Source organism: Streptomyces sp. SD15, assembly GCF_054462255.1.
This window is the reverse complement of record NZ_JBTLMO010000043.1, coordinates 1-25660: the sequence shown is the minus strand read 5'-3', so window position 1 is coordinate 25660 and position 25660 is coordinate 1. Positions and strand designations below refer to the sequence as shown.

Annotated in this window: 24 protein-coding genes; 12 read left to right on the top strand and 12 right to left on the bottom strand. The window is 70.1% G+C overall.

Going from position 1 to position 25660, the window contains the following annotated elements:
- Positions 1-17 precede the first annotated feature (17 nt).
- The 3 genes from ACX28W_RS32710 to ACX28W_RS32700 form a co-directional block, all read right to left on the bottom strand.
- Positions 18-809: an SURF1 family cytochrome oxidase biogenesis protein gene (locus ACX28W_RS32710; protein ID WP_459003600.1), complete on the bottom strand. Its 792-nt coding sequence runs from the start codon at positions 807-809 to the stop codon at positions 18-20.
- A gap of 73 nt (positions 810-882) precedes the next feature.
- Positions 883-1116 (bottom strand): hypothetical protein, encoded by a 234-nt coding sequence (locus ACX28W_RS32705; RefSeq protein WP_078629285.1) that lies wholly within the window; start codon positions 1114-1116, stop codon positions 883-885.
- Positions 1117-1269: 153 nt separating this feature from the next.
- A complete protein-coding gene (locus ACX28W_RS32700; RefSeq protein WP_459003598.1) occupies positions 1270-2283 on the bottom strand; it encodes a DEDDh family exonuclease in 1014 nt (337 codons plus the stop codon).
- A 350-nt stretch (positions 2284-2633) separates the two neighbouring features.
- Here ACX28W_RS32700 and ACX28W_RS32695 point away from each other — a divergent pair, with 350 nt between their 5' ends.
- The 8 genes from ACX28W_RS32695 to ACX28W_RS32660 all read left to right on the top strand — a co-directional run bounded on the left by ACX28W_RS32695 (position 2634) and on the right by ACX28W_RS32660 (position 10384).
- Positions 2634-3431, top strand: a complete 798-nt coding sequence (locus ACX28W_RS32695) for an acetoacetate decarboxylase family protein (protein ID WP_459003596.1) — start codon at positions 2634-2636, stop codon at positions 3429-3431.
- Entirely contained in the window at positions 3431-4315 is an 885-nt protein-coding gene (locus tag ACX28W_RS32690; RefSeq protein ID WP_459003595.1) for an SDR family NAD(P)-dependent oxidoreductase, read from the top strand. The genes ACX28W_RS32695 and ACX28W_RS32690 overlap by 1 nt, the downstream gene beginning before the upstream one ends.
- 11 nt (positions 4316-4326) lie before the next feature.
- Positions 4327-5610 carry an amidohydrolase family protein gene (locus ACX28W_RS32685; protein WP_459003593.1) on the top strand — a complete coding sequence of 428 codons (1284 nt, stop codon included), beginning with the start codon at positions 4327-4329 and terminating at the stop codon, positions 5608-5610.
- Positions 5607-6866, top strand: a complete 1260-nt coding sequence (locus ACX28W_RS32680; protein ID WP_459003591.1) for an amidohydrolase family protein — start codon at positions 5607-5609, stop codon at positions 6864-6866. The genes ACX28W_RS32685 and ACX28W_RS32680 overlap by 4 nt, the downstream gene beginning before the upstream one ends.
- A gap of 24 nt (positions 6867-6890) precedes the next feature.
- Entirely contained in the window at positions 6891-7601 is a 711-nt protein-coding gene (locus ACX28W_RS32675; protein WP_459003589.1) for a VIT1/CCC1 transporter family protein, read from the top strand.
- A 123-nt stretch (positions 7602-7724) separates the two neighbouring features.
- Positions 7725-8597: a sterol desaturase family protein gene (locus tag ACX28W_RS32670; protein ID WP_459003588.1), complete on the top strand. Its 873-nt coding sequence runs from the start codon at positions 7725-7727 to the stop codon at positions 8595-8597.
- A complete protein-coding gene (locus ACX28W_RS32665) occupies positions 8594-9301 on the top strand; it encodes a lysoplasmalogenase (RefSeq protein ID WP_459003587.1) in 708 nt (235 codons plus the stop codon). The genes ACX28W_RS32670 and ACX28W_RS32665 overlap by 4 nt, the downstream gene beginning before the upstream one ends.
- 39 nt (positions 9302-9340) lie before the next feature.
- Complete coding sequence (locus ACX28W_RS32660; protein WP_459003586.1) at positions 9341-10384, top strand: zinc-dependent alcohol dehydrogenase family protein; 1044 nt, start codon at positions 9341-9343, stop codon at positions 10382-10384.
- Positions 10385-10413: 29 nt separating this feature from the next.
- Here ACX28W_RS32660 and ACX28W_RS32655 read toward each other — a convergent pair whose 3' ends face one another.
- From ACX28W_RS32655 to ACX28W_RS32640, 4 genes are all read right to left on the bottom strand, one after another.
- Positions 10414-11424, bottom strand: a complete 1011-nt coding sequence (locus ACX28W_RS32655; protein ID WP_459003584.1) for a CopD family protein — start codon at positions 11422-11424, stop codon at positions 10414-10416.
- A gap of 99 nt (positions 11425-11523) precedes the next feature.
- Positions 11524-12909, bottom strand: a complete 1386-nt coding sequence (locus ACX28W_RS32650; RefSeq protein ID WP_459003583.1) for a CoA transferase — start codon at positions 12907-12909, stop codon at positions 11524-11526.
- A 96-nt stretch (positions 12910-13005) separates the two neighbouring features.
- Positions 13006-14529 (bottom strand): S8 family peptidase, encoded by a 1524-nt coding sequence (locus ACX28W_RS32645; RefSeq protein WP_459003581.1) that lies wholly within the window; start codon positions 14527-14529, stop codon positions 13006-13008.
- Positions 14530-14643: 114 nt separating this feature from the next.
- Positions 14644-16170 carry a S8 family serine peptidase gene (locus ACX28W_RS32640; protein WP_459003579.1) on the bottom strand — a complete coding sequence of 509 codons (1527 nt, stop codon included), beginning with the start codon at positions 16168-16170 and terminating at the stop codon, positions 14644-14646.
- Between the two features lie 394 nt (positions 16171-16564).
- Between ACX28W_RS32640 and ACX28W_RS32635 the strand changes: the two genes are divergently transcribed.
- From ACX28W_RS32635 to moaA, 3 genes are all read left to right on the top strand, one after another.
- On the top strand, positions 16565-16921 hold the full coding sequence (locus ACX28W_RS32635) for a DUF485 domain-containing protein (protein WP_459003577.1): 357 nt from the start codon (positions 16565-16567) through the stop codon (positions 16919-16921).
- Entirely contained in the window at positions 16918-18537 is a 1620-nt protein-coding gene (locus ACX28W_RS32630) for a solute symporter family protein (RefSeq protein ID WP_362084461.1), read from the top strand. The genes ACX28W_RS32635 and ACX28W_RS32630 overlap by 4 nt, the downstream gene beginning before the upstream one ends.
- Before the next feature lie 143 nt (positions 18538-18680).
- Complete coding sequence (gene moaA / locus ACX28W_RS32625) at positions 18681-19670, top strand: GTP 3',8-cyclase MoaA (RefSeq protein ID WP_459003575.1); 990 nt, start codon at positions 18681-18683, stop codon at positions 19668-19670.
- 24 nt (positions 19671-19694) lie between these two features.
- Here the strand turns inward: moaA and ACX28W_RS32620 are convergent, their stop codons facing one another.
- On the bottom strand, positions 19695-19940 hold the full coding sequence (locus ACX28W_RS32620) for a hypothetical protein (protein ID WP_459003573.1): 246 nt from the start codon (positions 19938-19940) through the stop codon (positions 19695-19697).
- Positions 19941-20191: 251 nt separating this feature from the next.
- Positions 20192-20578: a DUF3099 domain-containing protein gene (locus tag ACX28W_RS32615; protein ID WP_459003572.1), complete on the bottom strand. Its 387-nt coding sequence runs from the start codon at positions 20576-20578 to the stop codon at positions 20192-20194.
- Positions 20579-20823: 245 nt separating this feature from the next.
- On the opposite strand from ACX28W_RS32615, the gene ACX28W_RS32610 reads away from it, so the two are divergent.
- Entirely contained in the window at positions 20824-21099 is a 276-nt protein-coding gene (locus tag ACX28W_RS32610) for a GlsB/YeaQ/YmgE family stress response membrane protein (protein WP_459003571.1), read from the top strand.
- A 57-nt stretch (positions 21100-21156) separates the two neighbouring features.
- Here ACX28W_RS32610 and tyrS read toward each other — a convergent pair whose 3' ends face one another.
- The 3 genes from tyrS to ACX28W_RS32595 are packed head-to-tail and all read right to left on the bottom strand — an operon-like array spanning position 21157 to position 25397.
- Complete coding sequence (gene tyrS / locus ACX28W_RS32605; protein ID WP_459003570.1) at positions 21157-22425, bottom strand: tyrosine--tRNA ligase; 1269 nt, start codon at positions 22423-22425, stop codon at positions 21157-21159.
- 57 nt (positions 22426-22482) lie between these two features.
- Positions 22483-23877 carry a metallopeptidase TldD-related protein gene (locus ACX28W_RS32600; RefSeq protein WP_459003569.1) on the bottom strand — a complete coding sequence of 465 codons (1395 nt, stop codon included), beginning with the start codon at positions 23875-23877 and terminating at the stop codon, positions 22483-22485.
- A complete protein-coding gene (locus ACX28W_RS32595; protein ID WP_459003568.1) occupies positions 23874-25397 on the bottom strand; it encodes a TldD/PmbA family protein in 1524 nt (507 codons plus the stop codon). Before ACX28W_RS32595 ends, ACX28W_RS32600 begins: the two co-directional genes overlap by 4 nt.
- Between the last annotated feature and the right edge of the window lie 263 nt (positions 25398-25660).

Sequence of the window (25660 nt, the reverse complement as noted above, 5' to 3'; positions counted from 1 at the left end):
CGGTTCGAGACGCCGAGCTACACGGCCGCCGTGGCCGGCTCCCGAGGGACCTCCGACGCGGCGGCTGCCGCCCGGTCGCGGCGCTCGCGGCGGACGAGGATGATCCAGCCCACGGGCACGCCCGCCGAGAAGAGCCACCACTGGATCGCGTAGGCCATGTGCGGACCGATGTCGTTGTGCTCGGGGTCGCGGATCAGCTCGGGGGAGTCGCCCTTGGGCTCGGGCGAGGTCTGCTCGATGTAGCCGCCGAGGACCTGCTTGCCGAGGCTCTTCGCCTGCTGCTCGCTGTTGATCAGCATGACCTGGCGGTCGGGCAGGCCCTGGATGTTCTTGATGCCGCTGTCGCCGGTCGTCTGGTCCGGCATCAGCCGCCCGGTGACGGTGATCTCGCCCTTCGTGGGCGCCGGGATCTTCGGGAACGCGGTCTGCGAGCCGTTGGAGGGGATCCAGCCCCGGTTGACGATCAGCACCCGGCCGTCGTCCAGGACGAACGGGGTCAGGACGTGGTAGCCGACCTCGCCGTCGGCGTTCGTACGACGCCGTACGACGACCTCGTCCGCGGTGTCGAACGTGCCTTTCGCGGTCACCCGGCGGTACAGGTCCTCGTGCTCCACGTGCTGCCCCGGCGCCGTGAGCGACTCGGCGGGCACCGGATCGGCCGCCAGCGACTGCGAGATCACCTCGTTCAGCGCGACCTTGTGCTCATGACGGTGCAGCTGCCAGAAGCCCAGCCGGATCATCGTCGGGATGAGCAGGAGCGTCACAAGGGTGAGGATCACCCATTGCCGGGACAACAGGAAGCGGTACACCCCATTGACGGTACCCCGCACCAATTGGCCCTCGACGGGAGGGTCCCGTCGAGGGCCACACCCCCGCGTGCCCTCACACCTTGTCGATGATCCCCACCTTCCCCTCCGCGCGGGCGCAGTGGGCGCCGCAGAACCAGTGGCCCTCGACCTCGACCCCTTGGCCGATGATCTGGACGCGACAGTGCTCGCAGATGGGGGCCATCCGGTGGATCGCGCAGGAGAAACAGTCGAAGACGTGCACCGAGCCCTGTGCGTGCACCTCGAACGTCATGCCGTAGTCATTGCCGCAAACTTCACATCTCGCCATGCGCCACAGGGTGGGGCGTCGACGCGGCGCGGGCTAGCGAACGCCGGGCGAGTCGTCCGCCAATCACCCGTACGCTCCCGTCGTCCGTCAGCGGTCCTCCGGCACGTCAGGGCCCCGGTCACGTCGGCGGCCTCGGCCATGCCGGTGGCCCGGTCATTTCTGTGACGCGGGCTCCACATCCCGCAGCAGCTGGCCGAACGCCGCCTCGTCGATCACCGGGGTCCCGAACTGCCTGGCCTTGACCACCTTGGATGTACTGGAGTCCGGATCGTTCGTGACGAGCAGGCTGGTCAGCCGGGACAGGCTCGTCGCGACATGCAGCCCGGCCTCGACGGCGCGGTCCTCCAGCAGCTCGCGGTCGACGGACGTGTCCCCGGAGAAGGCGACCCGCATGCCCTGCTTGAGCGGTTTGCCCTCTTCGTACCGACCTGGGTTGGGGTAGGGGCATGCGGGGCGTTTGCGCGAGGGGCGCCAACTCCCGGACGGGTATCCACCGGACGAGTAACCGCTGGATGAGTCGCCACCGGACTGCCGCCCGATCCGCGGTGCCGCGGCGCTGTCGGACCACTCCTTGAGCGGTCGGCACTCCAGCAACGGCAGCCGGATCCCGTCGCGCGCGGCGGCCCGCAGGCTCGGCCGGAACGCCTCGGCCAGCACGCGCGCGTCGTCCAGCGCGTGGTGCGCCCGCTGCTGTACGACGCCGAAGTGCGCGGCCAGCGACTCCAGCTTGTGGTTGGGCAGCGGAAGGTTCAGCTCCTTGGCGAGCGCGATGGTGCACAGCCGCTGGCGCACCGGCGCCTCACGCTCCGCGCGCGCGTACTCCCGGGCGATCATCGACCAGTCGAAGACCGCGTTGTGCGCGACGAGCACGCGGTCGGCGAGCCGGTCGGCGAACTCCTCGGCGATGTCCTGGAAGAGCGGGGCACCTTCGAGCACGTCGCTCGTCAGACCGTGGATCCACACCGGGCCCGGGTCCCGCTCCGGGTTGACCATCGTGTACCAGTGGTCCTCGACCTCGCCGCGCGCGTCCAGCCGGTAGACGGCGGCCGAGATTATCCGGTCGTCCCGGGCGAGGCCGGTGGTCTCCACGTCGACGACCGCGTACCCCTGCGGATACGCGGCCGGCCAGGAGACTGGTGACGCTGCGGTCGTCAGGTCTTCGAGCATGGTCACTGAGGATACGGGCCGCGACTGACAGTCCGGCCCCCGCCTTACCGGAACGCGGGCCTCCGAGGGCCTGGGACGCGGCCACGCGCGCGTGCACCGCGCAATCGCACCGAACCATACCGAAGTTGACGCCACGCCCACCCGCCGGCCGCCGCTGCACGGGCCCGGTCGTGCCCTCCGGGGCCACCGAGCCTTTCTGGGGCCAGGGTCATCTGGTGGTTCCGCCTGGTTCCTCTTGGTTTCGGTTGGTGCAAGCCCCGAGGCGCACGGCTATGGACCTTTGGCCCGGGTGCTGCAACCGTGCTGCGCGCCACCAGCAGGTAACGGCCCACGAAGGGTGGTACGGAACCATGGCACGAGTGCGGTACGGAGCACGGACCGAGGCGGAGATCGACGCCGCGCGCACCGCGAGCGCCAAGCTCCCCGACATCTGGTCCACCGGAGTGGTGGCCGTCTGGGAGAGCGATCCGGACGCGGTCGCGGCGGTTCTGCCGCCCCCGCTCAAACCCACCGGGCGGCCCCTGGTGCGGGTGAACATCAGCAAGGTGGATCTGCCCGGGTACCCCTTGGGAGCGGGCTCGTTCGCCGTCGCCGCGGCGCATGACGGCGTCGAGGGCTGGTACCCGCTCGTCATGCCGATGACCCACGAGCGGGCTCTCATCGGCGGCCGCGAGGTCTTCGGGGAGCCCAAGAAGCTCGGCGAGGTGACCGTCGAGCGCGACGGTCTCCTCGTACGCGCCGCGCTCGCCCGGCACGGCATCGCCTTCGTCGAGGTACGCGGTGCCATCAGCGGCGACCTGCCCCTCCCGGAGCCCGCCCAGAGGACCGACTTCTACTTCAAGTTCCTTCCCGCGGTGGACGGTTCCGGCTTCGACGCGGACCCCGTGCTCGTGCACTGCCTGCGCAACGAGAAGGTGCGCAAGCTGGAGCGCGTCACCGGGGACGTCGTCCTGCGCGAGTCGATGTACGACCCGGTCGCCGACCTCCCCGTACGCGAACTCGTCGAGATCACCCTCGGTGAGAAGACCACCGACCAGCGGGGCAAGGTGGCCGAGCGGGTCAGCGCACAGGCGTTGCTGCCGTACATCCACCAGCGCTACGACGACCCGCGGCAGATCCTCGACGGGCCTCCCGAAGGGAGTCTCTGATGGATCTTCGAGCAGGACAGGTCGCCGTCGTCACCGGTGCGGCGAGCGGCATCGGGCTGGCGATGGCACGGCGGTTCGCGGCGGACGGGCTGAAGGTGGTCCTCGCGGACGTCGAGGAGGGCGCCCTGGGGAAGGCGGCCGATGAACTGCGGGCGGACGGCGCCGACGTGCACGCGCGCGTGGTGGATGTCGGGGAGCGCGAGGAGGTCTTCGCGCTCGCGGCGGACACGTACGAGAAGTACGGCGCCGTGCACGTCCTGTGCAACAACGCCGGCGTCGGCTCCGGTGCGGAGGGCCGCATGTGGGAGCACGACCCGAACGACTGGAAGTGGGCCTTCGCCGTCAATGTCTGGGGCGTCTTCCACGGCATCCAGGCGTTCGTCCCGCGGATGATCGCCGGGGGAGAGCCGGGCCATGTCGTCAACACCTCGTCGGGCGACGGCGGGATCGCCCCGCTGCCCACCGCGTCGGTGTACGCCGTCACCAAGGCGGCCGTGGTGACGATGACCGAGTCCCTGTACGCGCAGCTGAAGGCGGAGCACGCGCGCGTGGGGGCGTCCGTGCTGTTCCCGGGGCCCCACATGCTCCGTACGGGCCTGTGGGAGTCGTACCGCAACCGGCCGTCGCGGTACGCGAAACAGCAGCCGCGAAAGACCCCGTACCGCAGCCTCGACCAATGGGAGGCCGCGATGAAGGAGGCGGGGCAGGAGGTGCGGTTCACGCCGGTCGAGGAGGTCGCCGACCTCGTAGCCGAGGGGATTCGCGCGGACCGGTTCTGGCTGCTGCCCGAGAGCGAGCACAGCGACCGGCAGATCCGGGCGCGGTCGCAGTCGATGCTCGACCGCGCCGACCCGTCGTACCTGGAGAACTTCATTCTGGACTGAGGAGGCGGGCGATGACCGACCGGGACCCCTATCTGATCATCTCCTCCGACTGCCATGCCGGGCTCCCCACCGAGGAGTACCGGCCCTATCTGGACTCCCGTTTCCACCGGGACTTCGACGAATTCCTCGCGGGCCGCGACCGGCGCCGCGAGGAGATGACGCGGCTCGGCGTCCGCAACGAGGCGTTCGCGAGCAAGTGGTTCCAGGACAACGAGGAGGGGCTGCGCGGCGGTTGGGACACCGCGCAGCGCCTCAAGGAACTGGACGGCGACGGCGTCGCGGGCGAGGTGGTCTTCCCCGACGCGGACGCCGTGGACAGCCGGACGGCCGCTCCCTTCGGCGTGGGCCTCGGCCTCTCCGGGGACCAGGACCCGCAGCTCGGCATGGCGGGCGCGCAGGCGCACAACCGCTGGCTGGCCGACTTCGTCTCCGAGCACCCCGAACGGCACTGCGGTGTCGCCCTGCTGCCCATCACGGCCTCGCCCGACACCGTCGTCGCGGAGGTGTACCGCGCCAAGGAGTCGGGCCTCGGCGCGCTGATGATCCCCTCCATGTGGGTCGACAAGGAGCCGTACCACGACCGCCGTTACGACCCCGTGTGGGCCGCGGCCGCCGAGTGCGGGATGCCGGTGGTCACCCACTCCGGGGCGGCGCCGCGCCACGAGTACGGCGACCACCTGGGCATTTACGTCAGCGAGGTGACGTGGTGGCCCGCCCGCCCCTTCTGGTTCCTGCTCTGGTCGGGTGTCTTCGAACGCCATCCGGGACTGAAGTTCGGTGTCGCGGAGTCGGGCTGCTGGTGGCTGCCGAACCTCCTCTGGTTCATGGACCGCCTCTATCTCGGCGCGCACGGCGGCAAGAAGCTCTCGCCTTTCGCGGAGCTGAAGCGGCCCCCGCACGAGTACCTGGACCGGCAGATCTTCATCTGCGCGACGAACACCAAGCGCCGCGAACTCGCCCAGCGCTACGAGATCGGCGTCGACAACATCCTCTGGGGCAGCGATTTCCCGCACCCCGAGGGCACCTGGCCCGACACGCGCGCGTGGCTGTCGAAAACCTTCCATGACATCCCCGTGTCGGAGACCCGCCGCATCCTCGGTCTCGCGGCCGCGGACGTCTTCGGCTTCGACGTCGAGCGGCTGACCCCGCTCGCCCGGCGTATCGGCCCCACTCCCGCCGATCTCGGCCAGAGCGACGACCAGACGGCCGTGGAGGCGTCGTGGGCGCGCTCGCGCGAGGTGGGACGGCACTGGCTGACCGACCACGACTTCCCGGCCCTGGGGGTGACCCCATGACCGACGACCGGTACGGCCTGACCGACGACCGGCACGACCGGTACACGGTGATCTCCGCCGACTGCCACGCGGGCGCCGATCTCCTGGACTACCGGCCGTACTTGGCGAAGGAACACCACGAGGCGTTCGACGCGTGGGCGGCCACGTACGTCAATCCCTACGAGGACCTGCTCGCCGACACGGCCGACAAGAACTGGAACTCCGAGCGGCGCCTCGCGGAGCTGGAGGCGGACGGGATCGTCGCGGAGGTCGTCTTCCCGAACACCATCCCGCCGTTCTTCCCGTCGGCCTCCCTGATGGCGCCGGCGCCGACGGCGCAGGAGTTCGAGCGGCGGTGGGCCGGACTGCGTGCCCACAACCGGTGGCTCGCGGACTTCTGCGCGGCCGCGCCGGGCCGCCGGGCGGGCGTCTTCCAGATCCTCCTGAACGACGTGCACGAGGCCGTGCGGGAGATCCGCTGGGCGGCGGACGCGGGGCTCACGGGCGGTCTCCTGCTGCCCGGCACACCCCCGGGTTCGGGCCTGCCCGAGCTGTACTCGTCGGCGTACGACCCGATCTGGGCGGTGTGCGCGGAGCTGGGCGTGCCGGTGAACCATCACGCGGGCTCGGCGTCGCCGCCCCTGGGCGAGGAGCCGGCCGCGCGGGCGGTCTTCATGGTGGAGACGACGTGGTTCTCGCACCGGGCGCTGTGGCACCTGGTGTTCGGCGGCGCCTTCCGCCGTCACCCGGCCCTGAAGCTGGTGCTGACCGAGCAGGGCTCGGGCTGGATCCCCGGGGTGCTCGACATGCTGGACTACTACCACGGCCGGTTGGTCGCAGCCGCGACGAAGGCGTCGACGGCCGAGTCGAAATTCGGCGCGGGACTGGCCGCGGCGATGGGCAAGGGCCCTTCGGAAGTCTGGCGGGACAACTGCTTCGTCGGCGCCAGCTTCATGCGCCCGCACGAGGTACCGCTCCGGGACCGCATCGGCCTCGACAAGATCATGTGGGGCAGCGACTACCCACACGACGAGGGCACCTACCCCTACTCCCGCGAGGGCCTGCGCATCGCCTACGCGGGCCTGCCGCGGGAGGAGATCGCGGCCATGGTCGGCGGCAACGCGGCCCGCGTGTACGGCTTCGACCTGGCGTACCTGGACTTGCTCGCGGCGAAGACGGGACCGACGGTGGACGAACTGGCACAGCCGCTGGGAGACCCGCCCGCGGACGCGACGAGCCCGGTCTTCGCGAGGGGAGGGTCGGTACGTGTCTGGTGACCTCCGGGATGCCATCCTCCGGAGGTGACCGAACCCACGCACGACGAGGCTCACGGCGAGGCGCTGGGGTCCCGACTGAACTGGCTCCGGGCGGCGGTCCTGGGCGCGAACGACGGCATCGTGTCCACCGCGGGTCTCGTCGTCGGTGTGGCCGGAGCGACGGACGACCGCTCGACCCTGCTGACGGCCGGCCTCGCCGGGCTGCTGGCCGGATCCATGTCGATGGCGTCGGGCGAGTACGTGTCCGTCTCCACCCAGCGGGACTCGGAGTTGGCCGCCCTCGCGATGGAGAAACGGGAGCTCAAGGAGCAGCCGGAGGCCGAGCTGGAGGAGCTGACGGAGTTGCTTCAGGGGCGGGGCCTGTCGCGGGAGGTGGCTCATGAGGCAGCGGTTCAGCTGACGGAACGGGACGCGTTGAAGGCTCACGCGCGCGTGGAGCTCGGCATCGACCCCGACGCGCTCACCAACCCGTGGAACGCGGCGGGGGCGAGTTTCCTCGCGTTCACCGTGGGGGCGTTGCTGCCGTTGCTGGCGATCGTGCTGCCGCCGGTGGACTGGCGGCTCTGGGTCACGGTCGTCTCGGTGCTGGCCGCGCTCGTCCTCACCGGGTGGAGCAGCGCGCGGTTGGGGGCGGCGAACGCGAGGAGGGCGGTGCTGCGGAACGTGGCCGGAGGAGCGCTGGCGATGGCGGTGACGTACGCGGCGGGGGCCCTGCTGGGAGCGGCGGGGGCGTGAACGCACCGCGCGGCGTGCCCCTGACAGTTGGCGGAGATCACCAAGAAGCAAGCGCGTACCGCCGGTAATACTTGTGGGTAACAACCCCTAGCCGCAGCGGACCAGCGGTTCTACGGTGCACCCATGCCGAACCTCCCCGATGTCGTGGTCTGGTCGATACCCGCCTTCGTGCTGCTCACCGTGATCGAGATGGTGAGCGTCAGGATCCACCCGGACGACGATGCCGCGGGCTATGAGACGAAGGACGCCGCGACGAGCCTCGGCATGGGACTGGGCAGTCTCGCCTTCGACTTCCTGTGGAAGATCCCGATCGTCGCCGTCTACACGGCGATCCACGAACTGACCCCCCTCAGGGTGCCCGTCCTGTGGTGGACGATCCCGCTGATGCTGCTCGCGCAGGACTTCTTCTACTACTGGTCCCACCGCGGACACCACGTGATCCGCATCCTCTGGGCCTGCCACGTGGTCCACCACTCCAGCCGGAAGTTCAACCTCACCACCGCGCTGCGCCAGCCCTGGACGACCTGGACGGTCTGGCCCTTCTACGTGCCGCTCATCGCCCTGGGCGTGCACCCCGCCGCACTCGCGTTCTGCTCGTCCGCGAACCTCGTGTACCAGTTCTGGATCCACACCGAGCGCATCGACAAGCTGCCCCGCGCCTTCGAGTTCGTCTTCAACACCCCGTCCCACCACCGCGTCCACCATGCCTCCCAGGGCGGCTATCTGGACCGCAACTTCGGCGGGATCCTCATTGTCTGGGACCGGCTCTTCGGATCGTTCGTCCCGGAGACCGAGCGCCCCCTCTACGGGCTCACCAAGAACATCGCCACGTACAACCCCCTGCGCGTCGCCACCCATGAGTACGCCGCCATCGCCAGGGACCTGAAGGCGGCGACGAGTTGGCGCGAGCGGGCGGGGCGGGTGTTCAGGGGGCCCGGCTGGCAGCCCACGCCGGTGGCCGCCGCGAAGACGTCGGTCACGGAGCCCGTCGCGTGACCGAACGCCACGCGCGCGTGCTGCTCGTCTCCTTCGGTGTCGCGACGGTGGTGGACCTCGTCTCGCTCGCCGTCGGGTTCGATGCCGGGCACATGGTCGCCAAACCGCTCCTGATGCCTCTCCTCGCCGCCCACGTGGCCGTACGCGGTGGCCCGCGCCTGCTGGTCGCCGCGCTGCTCTGCGGCTGGGGCGGCGACGTTCTGCTCCTCTCCGACGCCGACCCGGCCTTCCTCGTGGGGATGGCCTCCTTCGCGGCCGGACATGTCTGCTATCTCCTGCTCTTCAAGAAACCCTTCGAACTCTTCGAGAGGCCCTTCGAAAAGAGCACTCCACGCGCGCGTGGAGCCTGGCTCGCCGGTGGGTATGCGGTCGCCCTCGTCGCCACCGTCACCCTCCTGTGGCCCGACCTGCCCGCCGGTCTCCGCGTCCCCGTCGCGGGCTACAGCCTGCTGCTGACGGCGATGGCGTACGGGGCCACGCGGCTCGGGCCCGTAGCAGGGCTCGGCGGCGCCCTCTTCATGGTCTCGGACACGCTCATCGCCACCGGCGTCGCCACCTGGCCACAGCTGCCGAGGCCGGACTTCTGGATCATGCTCACGTATGCCGCCGCCCAGTTTCTGCTGGTCCGCGGGGTGCTGGGCACCCTCGGCGAGCGACCCGCGCCCGCGGCGGCGTACGGTGAGAGGCGCTCAACCACCCCCTGAGCACACCCACTGACGCCCCGCACGAGAAGGACCCTCTCCATGCGCGCCACCACCATCCACGCCCCGTACGACATGCGCGTGGAGGACGTGCCCGAGCCCGTGGTGCGGCTGCCCACCGACGCGGTCGTCCGGGTGCTGCGGTCCTGCATCTGCGGCAGCGACCTGTGGGCGTACCGCGGCGAGGCCGCCCGGCAGGCGGGGCAGCGGATCGGACATGAGTTCCTCGGCATCGTCGAGGAGACCGGCTCCGATGTGACCGGCGTGCGACGCGGTGACCTGGTGGTCGCGCCCTTCATGTGGTCCGACGGCGTCTGCGACTACTGCCGTGAGGGACTTACCACCTCGTGCGAGCACGGCGGCTTCTGGGGCTCCGTGGGGTACGACGGCGGGCAGGGCGAGGCCGTGCGCGTGCCCTTCGCCGACGGCACCCTCGTACAACTGCCCAAGGACGCGGCCTCCGACGACCACCTGCTGTCGGCGCTGCTGACGCTGTCCGACGTCATGGGCACGGGCCACCACGCGGCCCTCGGCGCGGGGGTCCAGAAGGGCACCACCGTCGCCGTCGTCGGGGACGGGGCCGTCGGGCTGTGTGCCGTGCTGGCAGCCAAGCGGCTCGGCGCCGAGCGGATCATCGCGCTCGGACGCCACCAGGTGCGTACGGACATCGCGCGCCGATTCGGTGCCACGGACGTCGTCGCCGAGCGCGGCGAGGCGGCCGTCGAGGCCGTGCGCGAGCTGACCCGGGGCCAGGGCGCGCACGCCGTCGTCGAGGCGGTCGGCACCGAGCAGTCCATGCGGACGGCAGTGAACATCACCCGCGACGGCGGCGCCATCGGCTTCGTCGGGGTGCCGCACGGCAGCGGTACGGGTCTCGACCTCGGGGTGATGTTCGACCGGAACATCGCGCTGCGCGGCGGTGTCGCGCCCGTGCGCGCCTACATTCCGGAGCTGCTGCCCGACGTCCTCGACGGGACCATCGACCCGTCGCCCGTCTTCGACCGGACCGTCGGACTCGAAGGCGTGCCGGAGGGCTACAAGGCCATGGACGAGCGCACGGCCCTCAAGGTCCTCGTCGCCAACTGAGTTCACCGACCGAGGCTGCCGACCGAGGGTCACCACCTGATCGGCAGCGGCAGCGCCGTCAGGAGCCCCGATGCCGCCACGACCAGGCCCAGTGCCACCACCTCCGCGCGCGCGGGCACGTAGGCACTGAGCCGGTCCGTGGTCCGGCGCAACCGCAGCCGCGCGAGCAGCGCCAGCACGGCGACGGCGGCCACCAGCACCAGCTTGGCGAGCAGGGTGCGCCCGTACGACGTGTCCGTCAGCTGGTCCAGGACTGTGCCGGACGGCATCCGGCGCAGCCCGCTCCAGACACCCGTCGCGGTGACCGCCGCGAACAGGACGGCCGCCACGCGCGCGTAGAGGCCGAGCAGTGCCACACCCGCCTCCGAATTACGCCACTTCCGCAGCATCCGCAGGACGTGCAGCAGACCGCCCACCCACAGCGCCGCGCACGTCACATGAACGAGCGTCAGGCCGGAGCCGACGAGCGGGCTGTGTTCCGTCGCGGGGTGGGCACGCAGCGCCTCCGCGACGGCCACCGCGGCCAGCGGCCACACCTGGGTGGCCGGTCGACGCGAGCGAGCGCACAGTCCGGCCGCGGCGAACGCGTTGACCTCCAGGAGCGCGAGCTTGCCGTCCCGGGTCCGGTAGAGCCCGCCGATGTCCATGTCGGAGAGGTGGTGCGGCAGCAGATTGCCGGTGGCCACGACCGAGGCGAGCCCCAGCGCGGCGACGAAGCCGGCCGCGGCGGCGTAGGTCGCCCAACTGCGAGGCGCCTCCCCCAGGGGCGCGCCCGGCACCCGGCGGGCCAGCCTGGCCGCGAACAGTTCGCCGACCGGGACGCACAGCGCCGCGAACAGGACCGCACGCAGCAGGGCGATGCCGCCGACTCCGGGAGCCGCGGCCTCGCCGGTGTCGGACAGCGCGGCACGTGGGCCGAGCAGCGGGATCAGCGCGGCCACGGCCACCAGGGCGAGTACGGCGACGGCCCGTCCGACGGCGGGCCGCCGCCCCGGGCCACTCGCGTCGACCCCCTCGGCTCTCGGTCGTATCAACGTCACCTCAAGACTTCACCAGTCGACACAGATCCGGGCAAGCAAGGTGAAACAACTGGCAGAACGGTATTCCGCCCATACGTACGTGTCCGGCCGACCCGGTACTCAAGCCCACCGGGCGGAATCGGTCCCCCAGGGGCTCGGCGGCCGTGACCAGTCCTCCGGCCCGTCCGCGAAGGAGACCGGCGGCAGGGCGTACCGCAGCCGCCCCAGAGCACTGTCCCGCTCGGCGAGCCAGGGATCCGGTGTGTACGCGGTCCCCGCCGAACTCCTCTCCCGCACAAGCCCGTTCACCAGCCACGCCGCCGTCTGGGCCAGCGCCAGCCGCACGAGCCGTGTCCCACCCTCCTGCGCTTGTGCGGTGAGCGACCGGAGCACGGCGGCCGCGAGCAGATACCCCGTGCCGTGGTCGAGGGCCTGCGCGGGCAGCGCGCCCGGCCGCTCCGCCGAACCCTCGATCTCCGCGATCCCGGTGGCGACCTGCACCAGACTGTCGAAGCCCCGCCGCTCGGCCCACGGCCCGTACCCGCCCCACGCCGACAACTGCGCCACCACCAGCCCGGGCCGTCGCTCGGCCAGCGCCCGAGGCGTGAGCCCGAACCGGTCCAGCGCCCCGGGCCGGTATCCGGTGACCACGACATCGGCCTCGGCGAGCAGTTCCTCGAAGGCGCGCCGGTCGGTCGCCAGGTCGAGAGTGGTGGAACGCTTGCCGGAGCCGGTGTCGGCGTGCTGGTCGGGGAGTTCGGGAAGCCGCGGTGCGTCCACGCGCAGGACGTCGGCCCCCAGCAGGGCGAGCGTGCGGGTGGCGACCGGGCCCGCGATGACCCGCGTGAGGTCCAGGACGCGGACGCCCGCCGCGGGCAGCAGCGGGGCACCGGCGAGCGGCGCGAGCGCGCGTACCGGCGCGTCGCCGATCCGCTCCGAGGTCAGCAGAGGCTTCTGCGCCACCGCCGCGCCCTGCTCGTGCGCCGCCCACTCCTTCGCCGTACGCAGGGCGACGGCGAGGCCACCGGCCGCGTACACGGTGTCCTCCACGTCCACGGCGGACCGCTCCGCGAGATGAGCGGCGACGGTGTCCACCGACGCGTCGCCGGGCAGCCCCAGCGCGCTCAGCAGCCGCGCCCGATGGTGGGGATAGTTCGCGTGCGTCCGCACCCGGCCGTCGGCGGTCCGCCAGAACCGTGACAACGGCGCGAAGTTGACGGGCGCCCGTCCATCGATCAACAGGTGCCGCTCGCTCACGAACGCCGTGGCCACGGCCCCGTCGTCGACCCGCACCTCGGGCACGTCCCGCCCGGAGCGAAGGGCGGTCAACTCGGCGCCCGCGAGAGCGCACGCCCCGACGCACGCCCGCGCCAACTCCCGTACGGGCAGCCGGGCGTCAAGCGCGCCCGTCCGTGCGACCGTCGACACCCGGGACACAAGCGCGGGGTCCCCGCCCAGCGCCGCCCACACGAACTCCGTCTCCGCACCAGCATCTGATGGCGTCATACAAGCACTATGCCGGGTGTACTGAGTCAACATGGCGGGTGGGGACGGGCTTCGGCGATCACCCGGCCCCACCCCCTCACGGGAGTTGCACGAGAGTTATTTCGTCACCGCGTCCAGCGCGTCAGCGGTGCCCCAGCCGTAGAAGCCGTTGCGGTTCTTGGTGCCCTCGCAGACCGCGTCGATCTTGCCGTCGCCGTCGATGTCGTACGGATCGGTGCACGGCGTGGCGTCGGCCTCGGCGTACAGCAGCGCCTTCACCAGGGCGGCGGGGGCGTACGGGTGGGTCGACTTGATGAGCGCGGCGACACCGGCGACGTGCGGGGACGCCATCGACGTACCGGCCATGTAGCCCCACCCGCCGCCGGGGAGCGGGCCGAGGATCAGACCGCTGGTGGCGGGCGGGGCCGGGGTCTGGTAGCGCGTCGAGTCGCCGCCGGGCGCGGCGATGTCGATGACGCCCAGGCCGTGGTTGGAGAACGACGACTTGAGGCCCTTGGCGCCCGTCGCGGCCACGGTGACCACACCCGGCAACTGGGTGGGGATGTCATAGCACTTGGAGGGATCGATGACCCGCTCCGAAGGTGTCGCGTCATTCGGGGAGACCGGGTCGGTGATCGAGTCGGCCGCCAGGTCGTAGTTCTCGTTGCCCGCCGCCGCGACGTTGACCGTGCCCTTCTTCTCGGCGTACTGCGAGGCGCGGGTGATCGCGTCGACGAGGGCCTTCTGGTCCGGGTCGTCCTTGCAGTTGAAGTACCAGGGGTCGGTGTAATAGCTGTTGTTGGTGACATCGACGCCGTGCTCGGCGGCCCACACGAAGCCGCAGACGACCGCCTCCGTGTAGAAGTAGCCGGCCGTCGTGGACACCTTGATGCCGGCGACCTTCACGCCGGGCGCGACACCGGTGATGCCGACACCGTTCTTGGCGCCCGCGATCTCGCCCGCGACATGCGTGCCGTGCGGGCTCTCCGCCGCACTCGGACGCCAGGCCCCGTCGGTCGTGTCCGGCTTGCCCGTCACGCAGTTGACCGACGCGTCCCGGTCGAAGTTCGGGGCGATGTCGGGGTGCGTGTCGTCGACGCCGGTGTCGATCACGGCGACGGTGACCTTGTCGCTGCCGAGCGTCTTCTCATGCGCCTTGTCCGCCTTGATGGCGGGCAGATCCCACTGCAGGGGCTCCAACGGGTCCTGCCCGGCGGCGGCTTCGGCGCTCGCGGCCTGCTCCTGCTGCGCGCTGAGCACCTGGGGCGTACCCACGTCGGTGGTCGACTGCGCGGGCAGCGGCGCGTTGCGGGTGGCACCGGCAGACTGCACTCCGCGGACGCCACGGATCGTCTTGGCGAAGTCGGCGTTCGAGGAGTGGACGACGATCACGCCGATCCGGTCGTACGACGTCACGATCGTGCCGCCCGCTGCGGTGATGGCCTTCTTGATGGAGGAAGAAGTGCCGTGCCCCGGGCTGACGTTGACGATGTAGCTGAGGGAGGTCGCGTCGGTGGCGACCTGCCCGGGTGCCTGAGCTGCCGAGGCGCTGACGTTCGGCAGGAAGGCGAGAGCCGTCGCGGTGGCCATCCCCAGCGGAATGGCTATGGCGCGACGGGAGCGCATACGAGGCGCGGTCATGGATTCTCCAGTTCGTTCGCGGTACGAGCTGTACGAGCCGTGCGGAAGCTCAAGGGTGGACAAGCGTGGTTACTTGAACCGTGGTTACTTGAACCGTGGTTACCTGAACCGTGGTTACTTGACCGCCCGCAGCGCGTTGACGATCCCGGATCCGTAGAAGCCGTTGAGGCGCTTACCGCCCTCGCAGGTGGCGTCCACGACACCGTCGCCGTTCCCGTCGTACGGCTCGCTCGGGCAACCCGGGTTGTCCGCCTCGGCCTTCAGAAGCGCCTGGAGTTGGGCGGGGGTGGCCCACCAGTACTTGGACTTCAGCAGCGCGGCCACTCCGGCGACGTGCGGCGTCGCCATCGACGTACCTTGGAGGAAGCCGTACTGGTTGTTCGGCAGGGTGGACAGGATGCGGCCGTTCTGCGACGGCGTGTCCGGGATCTTGTACCGGTCGCCGCCGGGTGCCGCGACGTCGATGACACCCTTGCCGTAGCTGGAGTAGTACGACTTGGCGTTCGTGACGCCGGTCGCGCTCACGGTGACGACGCCCGGCAGCTGGGTCGGTACGTCGAAGCACGTGTGCGGGTCGACCGTCCGGGTCACGGGGGTCGAGTCGTCGGGGCTGGAGTCGTCCACGATGGCGTCCGCGTCGAGGTCGTGGTTGGAGTTGCCCGCCGCGGCCACGTTGAGGGCGCCCTTCTTCTGGGCGTACAGCTGGGCCCGGTTCACCGCGTCGACGATGGCCCGCTGGTCGGGGTCGTCCAGGCAGTTGTAGAGCCACGGGTCCACGTAGTAGCTGTTGTTGGTGATCTCCACGCCGTGGTCCGCGGCGAACACGAAGGCGCAGACGACGCTCTCCGGGAAGAAGAGCTGGCCCGCGTCCGGCTCGGCCACCGTGATGCCCGAGACCTTCACGCCGGGCGCGACGCCCGCGACGCCGACGCCGTTGCGGGCCGCGGCGATCTCGCCCGCGACATGCGTGCCGTGGTAGTGGTCGGCGTCCACGGGACGCCAGGCGCCGTACGTGGTGTCCGCCTTGCCGCCCACACAGTTCGCGGACTGCGAGGGGGAGAAGTTCGGGGCGATGTCCGGGTGGGTGTCGTCGACGCCGGTGTCGATCACGGCGACCGTCACGCTCCTGCTGCCCGGGTTGATCTTCGCGGCCTTGTCGGCGCCGATCGCGCGCAGGTCCCACTGGTCGGCCTCGAGAGGCTCCTCGCCCGCGGTGGCGCTCTTCGCGGCCTCGGCGGCCTGCGCGGCCGACAGCACCTGCGCCGTGCCCTCCTCCGTCGTCCCCGAGGGCGTCAGCGGCGCCGTCCGCGTCGCACCCGCCGACTGCACTCCGCGCACGGCGCGGATCTGCCGGCCGAAGTCGGGGTTGGCCGAGTGGACGACGATCACACCGATCTTCTCGTACGAGATCACGACGGTGCCGCCGGCCGCAGCGATCGCTTTCTCCACTGAGCCGATCGTGTGACGGTCCGTCTTGGTGTTGACCACGTACGCCAGATCGGGGCCGTCCGCGCTCGGGGCGGCGGGCGCGGTGAGTGGTGCGGCCGACGCGGCGCCCGGCAGGAAACCGAGCGAGGCGGTGAGCGACAGGACGACCGGCACCGCGAGGGCGAGCCGGCGTCTGGAGCGCAGATGAGCCATGGGATCTCCACATCATCCGAAACGAAAGGAGCCCGAACACAGGTGGTGCTCGGGCAGGTGCATGACGAGTGGTGCAGGCTGAAGCTATCTCCCGGCCGCGCCGGCCAGCAACGACTTCCGGACATGACTTCCCAAGAAGCCGGAGACGACTTCCGAAAGAAGTCCCCGGAGTTGAACCGGTCCATGCGTGGCGCCGTGACGTTGAGCAGGGAGCCCGAGCACGATCGAGCCCCCTGTTGGATCACGCCCGGGGCACACCCTCGCCATCCGGTCAACGTGATCCGTGTCGCCGTGAGGTCAGAACGCCATGCCCGTACCCAACCCGTCCCGGTCTGCGAACCCCCACTCGCCCTCGTCCACCGTCGCAACCGCACCCGCAACGCCAGGAGACTCCGTGGCTACCGACGCACCGCCCCCCTCGAAGACAGATCCCCAGCTCCCCTCGACCGCGGAGTTCGTCGAGGTGCAGGAGAGCGCGGAGTTCGGTGAACTACGCCGCTCCTACCGCTCCTTCGCCTTTCCGCTGACCGTAGCCTTCATCGCCTGGTACCTGCTCTACGTCCTGCTCTCCAACTACGCGGGCGACTTCATGGGCACCAAGCTGTTCGGCAACATCAATGTCGCCCTGGTGCTGGGCCTCGCCCAGTTCCTCACCACATTCCTCATCGCCTGGTGGTATTCGCGGCACGCCGCCGCGAATCTCGACCCCAAGGCCGAAGCCATCAAGTCCCGGATGGAGGGCGGCGCATGAGCCCCTCGATCGTTCTCGCGGCCGGTGAAGCAAGCGAACACCGGCCGCTGATCATCTCCCTGTTCGCGGTGTTCGTCGTCGCGACCCTCGTCATCACCGTCTGGGCGGGCCGTCAGACCAAGGACGCGGCCGACTTCTACGCGGGCGGGCGCCAGTTCAGCGCCTTTCAGAACGGGCTCGCCGTCTCCGGCGACTACATGTCCGCGGCGTCCTTCCTCGGCATCGCCGGCGCCATCGCCCTCTTCGGCTACGACGGCTTCCTCTACTCGATCGGCTTCCTCGTCGCCTGGCTGGTGGCGCTGCTGCTGGTCGCCGAGCCACTGCGCAACTCCGGCCGTTACACGATGGGCGACGTCCTCGCGTACCGCATGCGCCAGCGCCCGGTCCGTACGGCGGCCGGAACCTCCACGATCGTCGTGTCGATCTTCTATCTGCTGGCCCAGATGGCGGGCGCGGGCGTCCTCGTCTCGCTGCTGCTCGGCATCACCAGCGACGCGGGCAAGGTCGGCATCGTGGCGCTCGTCGGCATCCTGATGATCGTGTACGTGACGATCGGCGGCATGAAGGGCACCACCTGGGTCCAGATGGTCAAGGCCGTCCTGCTCATCGGCGGCACCCTGCTCATCACCTTCCTGGTGCTGCTCAAGTTCAACTTCAACATCTCCGACCTGCTCGGCTCGGCGGCGGAGAACAGCGGCAAGGGTTCGGCCTTCCTGGAACCGGGTCTGAAGTACGGCCTCACGACCACCTCGAAGATCGACTTCATCTCGCTGGGCATCGCGCTGGTCCTCGGCACAGCGGGCCTGCCGCACATCCTGATCCGCTTCTACACGGTGCCGAACGCCAAGGCCGCGCGAAAGTCCGTGAACTGGGCGATCGGCATCATCGGCGGCTTCTACCTGATGACCATCGCGCTCGGCTTCGGAGCGGCCGCCCTCATCTCGCAGGACGAGATCATCGCCTCCAACAAGGCGGGCAACACGGCGGCCCCGCTGCTCGCGCTGCACCTCGGCGGTGTCGACTCGGCCTGGGGCGCGATCCTGCTCGCCACCATCTCGGCGGTCGCCTTCGCCACGATCCTCGCGGTCGTCGCGGGTCTGACGCTGGCCTCGTCCTCCTCCTTCGCACACGACATCTACGCGAACGTCATCAGGAAGGGCCAGGCCACCGAGAAGGAAGAGGTCAACGCCGCCCGCTACGCGACGGTCGCCATCGGTATCGTCTCCATCGGCCTCGGCGCCCTCGCCCGCGACCTGAACGTGGCCGGTCTGGTCGCGCTCGCCTTCGCGGTCGCCGCCTCCGCCAACCTGCCGACGATCCTCTACAGCCTCTTCTGGAAGCGGTTCACCACCCAGGGCGCGCTCTGGTCGATCTACGGCGGACTGACCACGGCGGTCGGCCTGGTGCTGTTCTCGCCGGTGGTCTCGGGCAAGGCCACGTCGATGTTCCCGGACGTCGACTTCCACTGGTTCCCGCTGGAGAACCCGGGCATCATCTCGATCCCGGTCGGCTTCCTGCTGGGCTGGCTGGGCACGATCCTGTCCAAGGAGGAACCGGACACCGGCAAGTACGCCGAGCTGGAGGTGCGGTCCCTCACGGGCACCGGAGCGCACTGACTCGACACCGCTCACGGCCGCGTCGTAGATCCCTACGACGCGGCCGCGTCGTACCTCGTGGGATCCGGCCGCTCTCGATGTCGGTCCCGTCACGTAGGCTCGATCGTGTCTGGCAGTGATCCGCATCGAGGGAGGGGGCCCACGTGCTCATCGACACCTACGGCCGAGTGGCCACCGATCTGCGCGTCTCGCTCACCGACCGGTGCAATCTGAGGTGCACGTACTGCATGCCCGAAGAGGGCCTGCAGTGGCTGGCCAAGCCCGACCTGCTCACGGACGACGAGATCGTCCGCCTGATAGAGATCGCGGTCACCGGCCTCGGTATCACCGAGGTCCGCTTCACCGGCGGCGAGCCCCTGCTGCGCCCCGGCCTGGTCGGCATCGTGGAGCGGGTCGCCGCGCTCACCCCCCGCCCTCAGATGTCCCTGACCACCAACGGCATCGGCCTCCAGCGCACGGCTACCGCCCTGAAGGCGGCGGGCCTGGACCGGGTGAACGTCTCGCTGGACACCCTTCGCCCCGAAGCCTTCAAGACCCTCACCCGCCGCGACCGCCACAAGGACGTCATCGCGGGCCTCGAAGCCGCCCGCGACGCAGGCCTGAACCCGGTCAAGGTCAACTCGGTCCTGATGCCGGGGCTGAACGAGGACGAGGCCCCCGACCTCCTCGCCTGGGCCGTCGAGCACGACTACGAGCTCCGCTTCATCGAGCAGATGCCCCTGGACGCCCAGCACGGCTGGAAGCGCGAGGGCATGGTCACCGCGGGCGACATCCTCGCCTCACTGCGTACCCGCTTCGAGCTCACCGAGGAGGGCTCCGACGAGCGGGGTTCCGCCCCGGCCGAGCGCTGGCTCGTGGACGGCGGCCCGCACCGCGTCGGCGTGATCGCCTCGGTCACCCGCCCGTTCTGCGCGGCCTGCGACCGCACGCGCCTGACGGCCGACGGGCAGATACGCACGTGTCTGTTCGCCAGCGAGGAGACCGACCTGCGCGCGGCACTCCGCGCGGACGCCCCCGACGAGGAGCTCGCCCGCATCTGGCGCCTCGCGATGTGGGGCAAGAAGGCGGGCTCGGGCCTGGACGACCCGTCGTTCCTGCAGCCGGAGAGGCCGATGTCGGCGATCGGCGGCTGAGGCGGCACCCCCCAAGGGGTGAGTTCACCCCGCAGGCTCCACCCACTCCTCCAGCCGGACCACATCCTTCAAAAACCCACGCACACCCAGGAACTTCGACAGGTGCTCGCGATGCTCCTCGCAAGCGAGCCACGTCTTGCGCCGCTCCGGCGTATGCAGCTTCGGGTTGTTCCAGGCAAGCACCCACACAGCGGCGGTGCGACAGCCCTTGGCCGAGCACTGCGGAGTGGTGGGGGCGGAAGACGTATCGGGGAAGAGCGGGAAGTTCACTCCTCAACCCTAGACGCCTCTTCAACCCTGGACGGCTCGGAAAAGGCGACGCCGAGCAGCCACGGGGGGAGCTGCCCGGCGTCGGTCTGTCGCTCCGACGGGGGATGCGGAGCGCGTACGAAGTATGTCACGGGTGGGCTGCTGCCCGGCACCGGAACAACGTGATTGATCTGAGCTTTTCTTGAGCTTGGCGAGCCGTTGGATTCCGTTTTCCGAAGGTCCTCGGTGGTCAGGGCAAGGCCCGATCGGGGTCAGGTCCGCTCCTGCGGCTCGCCCTGCAGCCGCGCCCCCGGGTCGGTCACGAAGTCCTCCTGGACGGATTCCGCGGAGTCGTCCGGCCGTGGCGGCGCGATCATGGGAGGGTGGGGGACATTGATGAACGTCGACGGAAGCGACGGCGCGTTCTCGCGGCCGGCGTTGGCGATCACCACGGCGATGTAGGGGAGAAGGATCCCGAGGACCAGCGCGACGAGCGCGACGTGGCGTTCGACGTTCCAGAGGGTCGCGGCGAGGATCACGGAGACCGTGCGCACGGACATCGAGATGACGTAGCGGCGCTGCCTGCGGCGGACGTCCTCGTCGAGCCCTTGCCTGGCCCCGGTGATCCGGAAGACCTGGCTGTTGCTCTGCTTCCGCATCACGTTCCACCACCTGCCTGTGTCGGCCTCTCCCCGGCCCGTACCCGGTCCGACGCCGGTCAGGGAAGCAGGCCCGAACAGCTTCCACGTTACGCCGCGGCTGCGCCGCCTTCGAGACCGGGTCGACTGCTGTCAGGGGGGACATGATGCGTCGTACCGCGTATGGCCGCGCCCGACATGCGCCGTATGGAGGGCAGGCCGACACTGGGCGTAATGCTCACGCAGAGCCGTACTAGGAGGCAGACATGGGCTGGTTGTGGGCGATCATCGTGGGATTCATACTCGGCCTGCTGGCCAAGGCGATCCTGCCGGGCAAGCAGCACAGCCCGCTCTGGCTGACCACTGTCTTCGGCATCCTCGGAGCCATCGCCGGCAACGCGATCGCCGAGGGTCTCGGCGTCGCCGAGACCCGAGGAATCGACTGGAGCCGCCATGCCTTCCAGCTCGTGGCGGCGATCATCATCGTCTTCCTCGGTGACAGGGCGTACATGGCGCTGCGGGGCACCAAGCGGAGAGCCTGAGGGCAGGGACGACGAAGGAGGCAGCCTCCCTCGCGGGAAACCGCCCCCTCATCGTGCCTAGGCCCCTGTGACCTCCACCGCCGCGAGGTTTTTCTTGCCCCGGCGCAGCACCAGCCAGCGCCCGTGCAGCAGGTCCTCCTTGGCGGGGACCGCGTCCTCGGCGGCGACCTTCGCGTTGTTCACGTACGCACCGCCCTCCTTGACCGTGCGGCGCGCGGCCGACTTACTGGCCACCAGGCCGACCTCCGCGAAGAGGTCCACCACCGGGCCGAGCTCGGCGACCTGGATGTGCGGCACCTCAAAGAGGGCCGCGGTCAGCGTCTTCTCGTCCAGCTCGGCCAGCTCGCCCTGGCCGAAGAGGGCCTTGGACGCGGCGATCACCGCGGCCGTCTGATCGGCGCCGTGCACCAGCGTCGTCAGCTCCTCGGCGAGCGCGCGCTGGGCAGCGCGGGCCTGGGGGCGCTCCTCGGTCTGCTTCTCCAGCTCTTCCAGTTCCTCGCGGGACTTGAAGGACAGGATCCGCATGTACGTCGAGACGTCCCGGTCGTCCACGTTCATCCAGAACTGGTAGAACGCGTACGGCGTCGTCATCTCGGGGTCGAGCCAGATGGCGCCGCCCTCGGTCTTGCCGAACTTGGTGCCGTCCGCCTTGGTCATCAGCGGCGTCGCCAGCGCGTGCACGTTGGCGTGCGGCTCCAGGCGGTGGATCAGGTCCAGGCCCGCGGTGAGGTTGCCCCACTGGTCGCTGCCGCCCTGCTGCAGCGTGCAGCCGTAGCGTCGGTACAGCTCCAGGAAGTCCATGCCCTGCAGCAGCTGGTAGCTGAACTCCGTGTAGCTGATGCCTTCCTCGGACTCCAGGCGTCGGGCCACGGAGTCCTTCGTCAGCATCTTATTGACGCGGAAGTGCTTGCCGATGTCCCGCAGGAACTCGATGGCCGACAGGCCGGCCGTCCAGTCGAGGTTGTTCACCATGACCGCGGCGTTCTCGCCCTCGAAGGAAAGGAACGGCTCGATCTGCGAGCGCAGGCGCGTCACCCAGTTCGCGACCGTCTCCGGGTCGTTCAGCGTGCGCTCGGCCGTCGGGCGCGGGTCGCCGATCTGGCCCGTCGCGCCGCCGACCAGGGCGAGCGGGCGTAGGCCCGCCTGCTGGAGGCGACGCATGGTGAGGACCTGCACCAGGTGGCCGACGTGCAGGCTGGCCGCGGTCGGGTCGAAGCCGCAATAGAACGTGACGGGACCGTCCGCGAGCGCCTTGCGCAAAGCATCTTCGTCAGTGGACAGGGCGAACAGCCCCCGCCACTTCAGCTCGTCGACGATGTCCGTCACGGTTCTCGTATCTCCTTGGATGGTCTTGCGAAAGCGTCTCGTGAATCAGGTACGAGGTTATACGCCCTGGCTGACAGAGCTCATATTGAAGTCCGGCACCCGCAGCGCAGGCATCGCAGCCCTAGTGAACCAGTCACTCCACTCACGGGGCAGCGTCTTTTCCGTCCGCCCCGCTTCCGTCGCCCGCCCGAGCAGGTCGACCGGCGACTCGTTGAACCGGAAGTTGTTCACCTCGCCGACGACCTGGCCGTTCTCGACGAGGTAGACACCGTCCCGGGTCAGCCCGGTCAGCAGCAGCGTCGCCGGGTCGACCTCGCGGATGTACCAGAGGCAGGTCAGCAGCAGTCCGCGCTCGGTGGCGGCGACCATCTCCTCCAGGGAACGGTCCGCGCCACCGTCCAGGATCAGGTTCCCGATCGTCGGTGCGACGGGCAGCCCGGTCAGGCCCGCGCTGTGCCGGGTGGTGGACAGATGGGTCAGCGTGCCCTCCCGTACCCAGTCCGTCGCGGACAGTGGCAGCCCGTTGTCGAAGACGGACGCGTCGTCGCCGGAGGAGTGCGTGAGCACGAAGGGGGCGCTCTCGAGCCCCGGCTCGTTCGGGTCGCTGCGCAGCGACAGCGGCAGCTCGGTGAGCTTCTCGCCCACGCGGGTGCCGCCGCCGGGCTTGCTGAAGACCGTCCTGCCCTCGGCCGCGTCCCGGGCCGCCGCCGACCACATCTGGTAGATCAGCAGGTCCGCGACGGCGGTCGGCGGCAGCAGCGTCTCGTAGCGCCCCGCGGGCAGGTCGATCCGCCGCTCCGCCCAGCCGAGGCGTACGGCCAGCTCGGCGTCCAGCACCGCCGGATCGACGTCCTTGAAGTCCCGCGTCGACCGCCCCGCCCACGCCGACCGCGTACGGTCCGGCGACTTGGCGTTGAGTTCCAGGGTCCCGTTGGGCTGGTCGTGCCGCAGCCGCAGCCCCGTCGACGTACCGAGATAGCTGGAGACGAGTTCATGGTTGGCGAACCCGTACAGCTCGCGCCCGCCCTCCCGCGCGCGGGCGAACGATTCGCCGAGCGACGGAGCGAAATCCGTGAAGACGGCGGACGAGGTCTCGGCGGGCGCATCCGTGAAGTCGGGGGACTCGGGCACGCCCGTGACCAGCGGCTGGGCGTCCTCGGCGGGACCCGCACCGCGAGCCGCCGCCTCCGCGGCCCGTACCAGCGGCTCCAGCTCGTCCGCGGTCACGGCCGCGCGCGAGACGACGCCGGATGCCGTGCCCTCGCGGCCGTCGACGGTCGCGATGACGGTCAGCGTGCGCCCGCGCGTGACTCCGTTCGTGGTCAGCGCGTTGCCCGCCCAGCGCAGGTTGGCAGTCGATTGCTCGTCGGCGATCACGACGCAACCGTCGGCGCGGGAGAGCTCGAGGGCGCGCTCGACGACCTCGTGCGGCTTGTTCGTACGGGAGCTCATCGACCGGCCTCCTGCGTGGTGTTGAGGATGTTGACACCCTTGAAGAGGGCGGACGGGCAGCCGTGCGAGACCGCCGCGACCTGGCCCGGCTGGGCCTTGCCGCAGTTGAAGGCACCGCCCAGGACATAGGTCTGCGGGCCGCCCACCGCGGCCATGGAACCCCAGAAGTCGGTCGTGGTCGCCTGATACGCGACATCCCGCAGCTGGCCCGTGATCCGCCCGTTCTCGATCTTGAAGAACCGCTGACCCGTGAACTGGAAGTTGTACCTCTGCATGTCGATCGACCACGACCGGTCACCCACGACATAGATGCCGCGGTCCACGCCCCCGATCAGATCCTCCGTCGAGAGCCCCGCGGGATCCGGCTGCAGCGACACATTGGCCATGCGCTGCACGGGCACGTGCCCGGGGGAGTCGGCGTACGCACACCCATTGGACCGCTCGAAGCCGGTGAGCTTGGCGATGCGCCGATCCAGCTGGTAGCCGACGAGCGTCCCGTCCTTCACCAGATCCCAGGACTGTCCCTCCACCCCTTCGTCGTCGTACCCGATGGTCGCGAGCCCGTGCTGGGCGGTGCGGTCACCGGTGACGTTCATCCGCTCCGAGCCGTACTTCAGCTTGCCCAACTGGTCGAAGGTGGCGAAGGAGGTCCCGGCGTACGCGGCCTCGTAGCCGAGCGCACGATCGAGCTCCGTCGCATGCCCGATGGACTCGTGGATGGTCAGCCACAGGTTGGAGGGGTCGACGACGAGGTCGTACACCCCCGCCTCGACGCTCGGCGCCCGCATTTTCTCGGCGAGCAGCTCCGGGATCCGCCCGAGCTCGGACTCCCAGTCCCAGCCGGTGCCCTGCAGGTACTCCCAGCCGCGCCCGACCGGCGGCGCGATGGTCCGCATCGAGTCGAACTCGCCGCTGGACTCGTCGACGGCGACGGCGGTGAGCTGCGGGTGCAGCCGTACGCGCTGCTGCGTGGTCACGGTCCCGGCGGTGTCGGCGTAGAACTTGTTCTCGTGCACGGTCAGCAGCGAGGCGTCGACATGGCTGACCCCGTCGGCCGCGAGCAGCCGCGCGCTCCAGTCCGTGAGCAGCCCGGCCTTCTCCTCGGCCGGCACGGAGAAGGGGTCGATGTCGTACGACGAGATCCACGTCTTCTCCGCGTGCACAGGCTCGTCCGCCAGCTCCACGCGCTCGTCGGACCCGGCCGCCTTGATCACCTGGGCCGACAGCTTCGCCATCGCCACGGCCTGCGACGCCACCCTCGCGGCGGCGTCCATCGTCAGATCGACGCCCGACGCGAACCCCCAGGTCCCGCCGTGCACCACCCGCACCGCGTACCCCAGGTCCGTGGTGTCCGACGACCCGGCGGGCTTGGCGTCCCGCAGCCGCCAGGACGCGCTGCGCACCCGCTCGAACCGGAAGTCCGCGTGCTCGGCGCCCAGCGCCCGCGCGCGTGCGAGCGCGGCGTCGGCCAGGGCACGCAGTGGCAGTGCCAGGAATGACTGATCGACCTCGTGGGCCACGAGCGGCCTCCCCTTGTCGCCGTTAGCGAGATGTCTTCGTCCAGCGAGATGTCTTGTTGCGCATGTCTTCGTTCCGCAGTGAATCATGCAGCGCCCGCGCCCTGGCTTCCATCGGATTCATGGGTCTTCATGGGCGTCCGTCCTTTGGGCGACTGCGGGCCGACCTCGCCTGCTCCTAACTGATCATTTCAGAATGAAATGTGTTGTGGGGCTTGGCAGTTGGGTGTTGTGTCGGCAGGATCTGTTGGATGCCTGCTGATCTT

Bases quoted from the DNA above. Each gene is read 5' to 3' on its own strand.
- ACX28W_RS32705 (WP_078629285.1), bottom strand. From the start codon at position 1,116: ATGGCGAGATGTGAAGTTTGCGGCAATGACTACGGCATGACGTTCGAG.
- ACX28W_RS32700 (WP_459003598.1), bottom strand. From the start codon at position 2,283: ATGCTCGAAGACCTGACGACCGCAGCGTCACCAGTCTCCTGGCCGGCC.
- ACX28W_RS32695 (WP_459003596.1), top strand. From the start codon at position 2,634: ATGGCACGAGTGCGGTACGGAGCACGGACCGAGGCGGAGATCGACGCC.
- ACX28W_RS32690 (WP_459003595.1), top strand. From the start codon at position 3,431: ATGGATCTTCGAGCAGGACAGGTCGCCGTCGTCACCGGTGCGGCGAGC.
- ACX28W_RS32685 (WP_459003593.1), top strand. From the start codon at position 4,327: ATGACCGACCGGGACCCCTATCTGATCATCTCCTCCGACTGCCATGCC.
- ACX28W_RS32680 (WP_459003591.1), top strand. From the start codon at position 5,607: ATGACCGACGACCGGTACGGCCTGACCGACGACCGGCACGACCGGTAC.
- ACX28W_RS32670 (WP_459003588.1), top strand. From the start codon at position 7,725: ATGCCGAACCTCCCCGATGTCGTGGTCTGGTCGATACCCGCCTTCGTG.
- ACX28W_RS32660 (WP_459003586.1), top strand. From the start codon at position 9,341: ATGCGCGCCACCACCATCCACGCCCCGTACGACATGCGCGTGGAGGAC.
- ACX28W_RS32650 (WP_459003583.1), bottom strand. From the start codon at position 12,909: ATGACGCCATCAGATGCTGGTGCGGAGACGGAGTTCGTGTGGGCGGCG.
- ACX28W_RS32645 (WP_459003581.1), bottom strand. From the start codon at position 14,529: ATGACCGCGCCTCGTATGCGCTCCCGTCGCGCCATAGCCATTCCGCTG.
- ACX28W_RS32640 (WP_459003579.1), bottom strand. From the start codon at position 16,170: ATGGCTCATCTGCGCTCCAGACGCCGGCTCGCCCTCGCGGTGCCGGTC.
- ACX28W_RS32630 (WP_362084461.1), top strand. From the start codon at position 16,918: ATGAGCCCCTCGATCGTTCTCGCGGCCGGTGAAGCAAGCGAACACCGG.
- ACX28W_RS32615 (WP_459003572.1), bottom strand. From the start codon at position 20,578: ATGCGGAAGCAGAGCAACAGCCAGGTCTTCCGGATCACCGGGGCCAGG.
- ACX28W_RS32610 (WP_459003571.1), top strand. From the start codon at position 20,824: ATGGGCTGGTTGTGGGCGATCATCGTGGGATTCATACTCGGCCTGCTG.
- ACX28W_RS32600 (WP_459003569.1), bottom strand. From the start codon at position 23,877: ATGAGCTCCCGTACGAACAAGCCGCACGAGGTCGTCGAGCGCGCCCTC.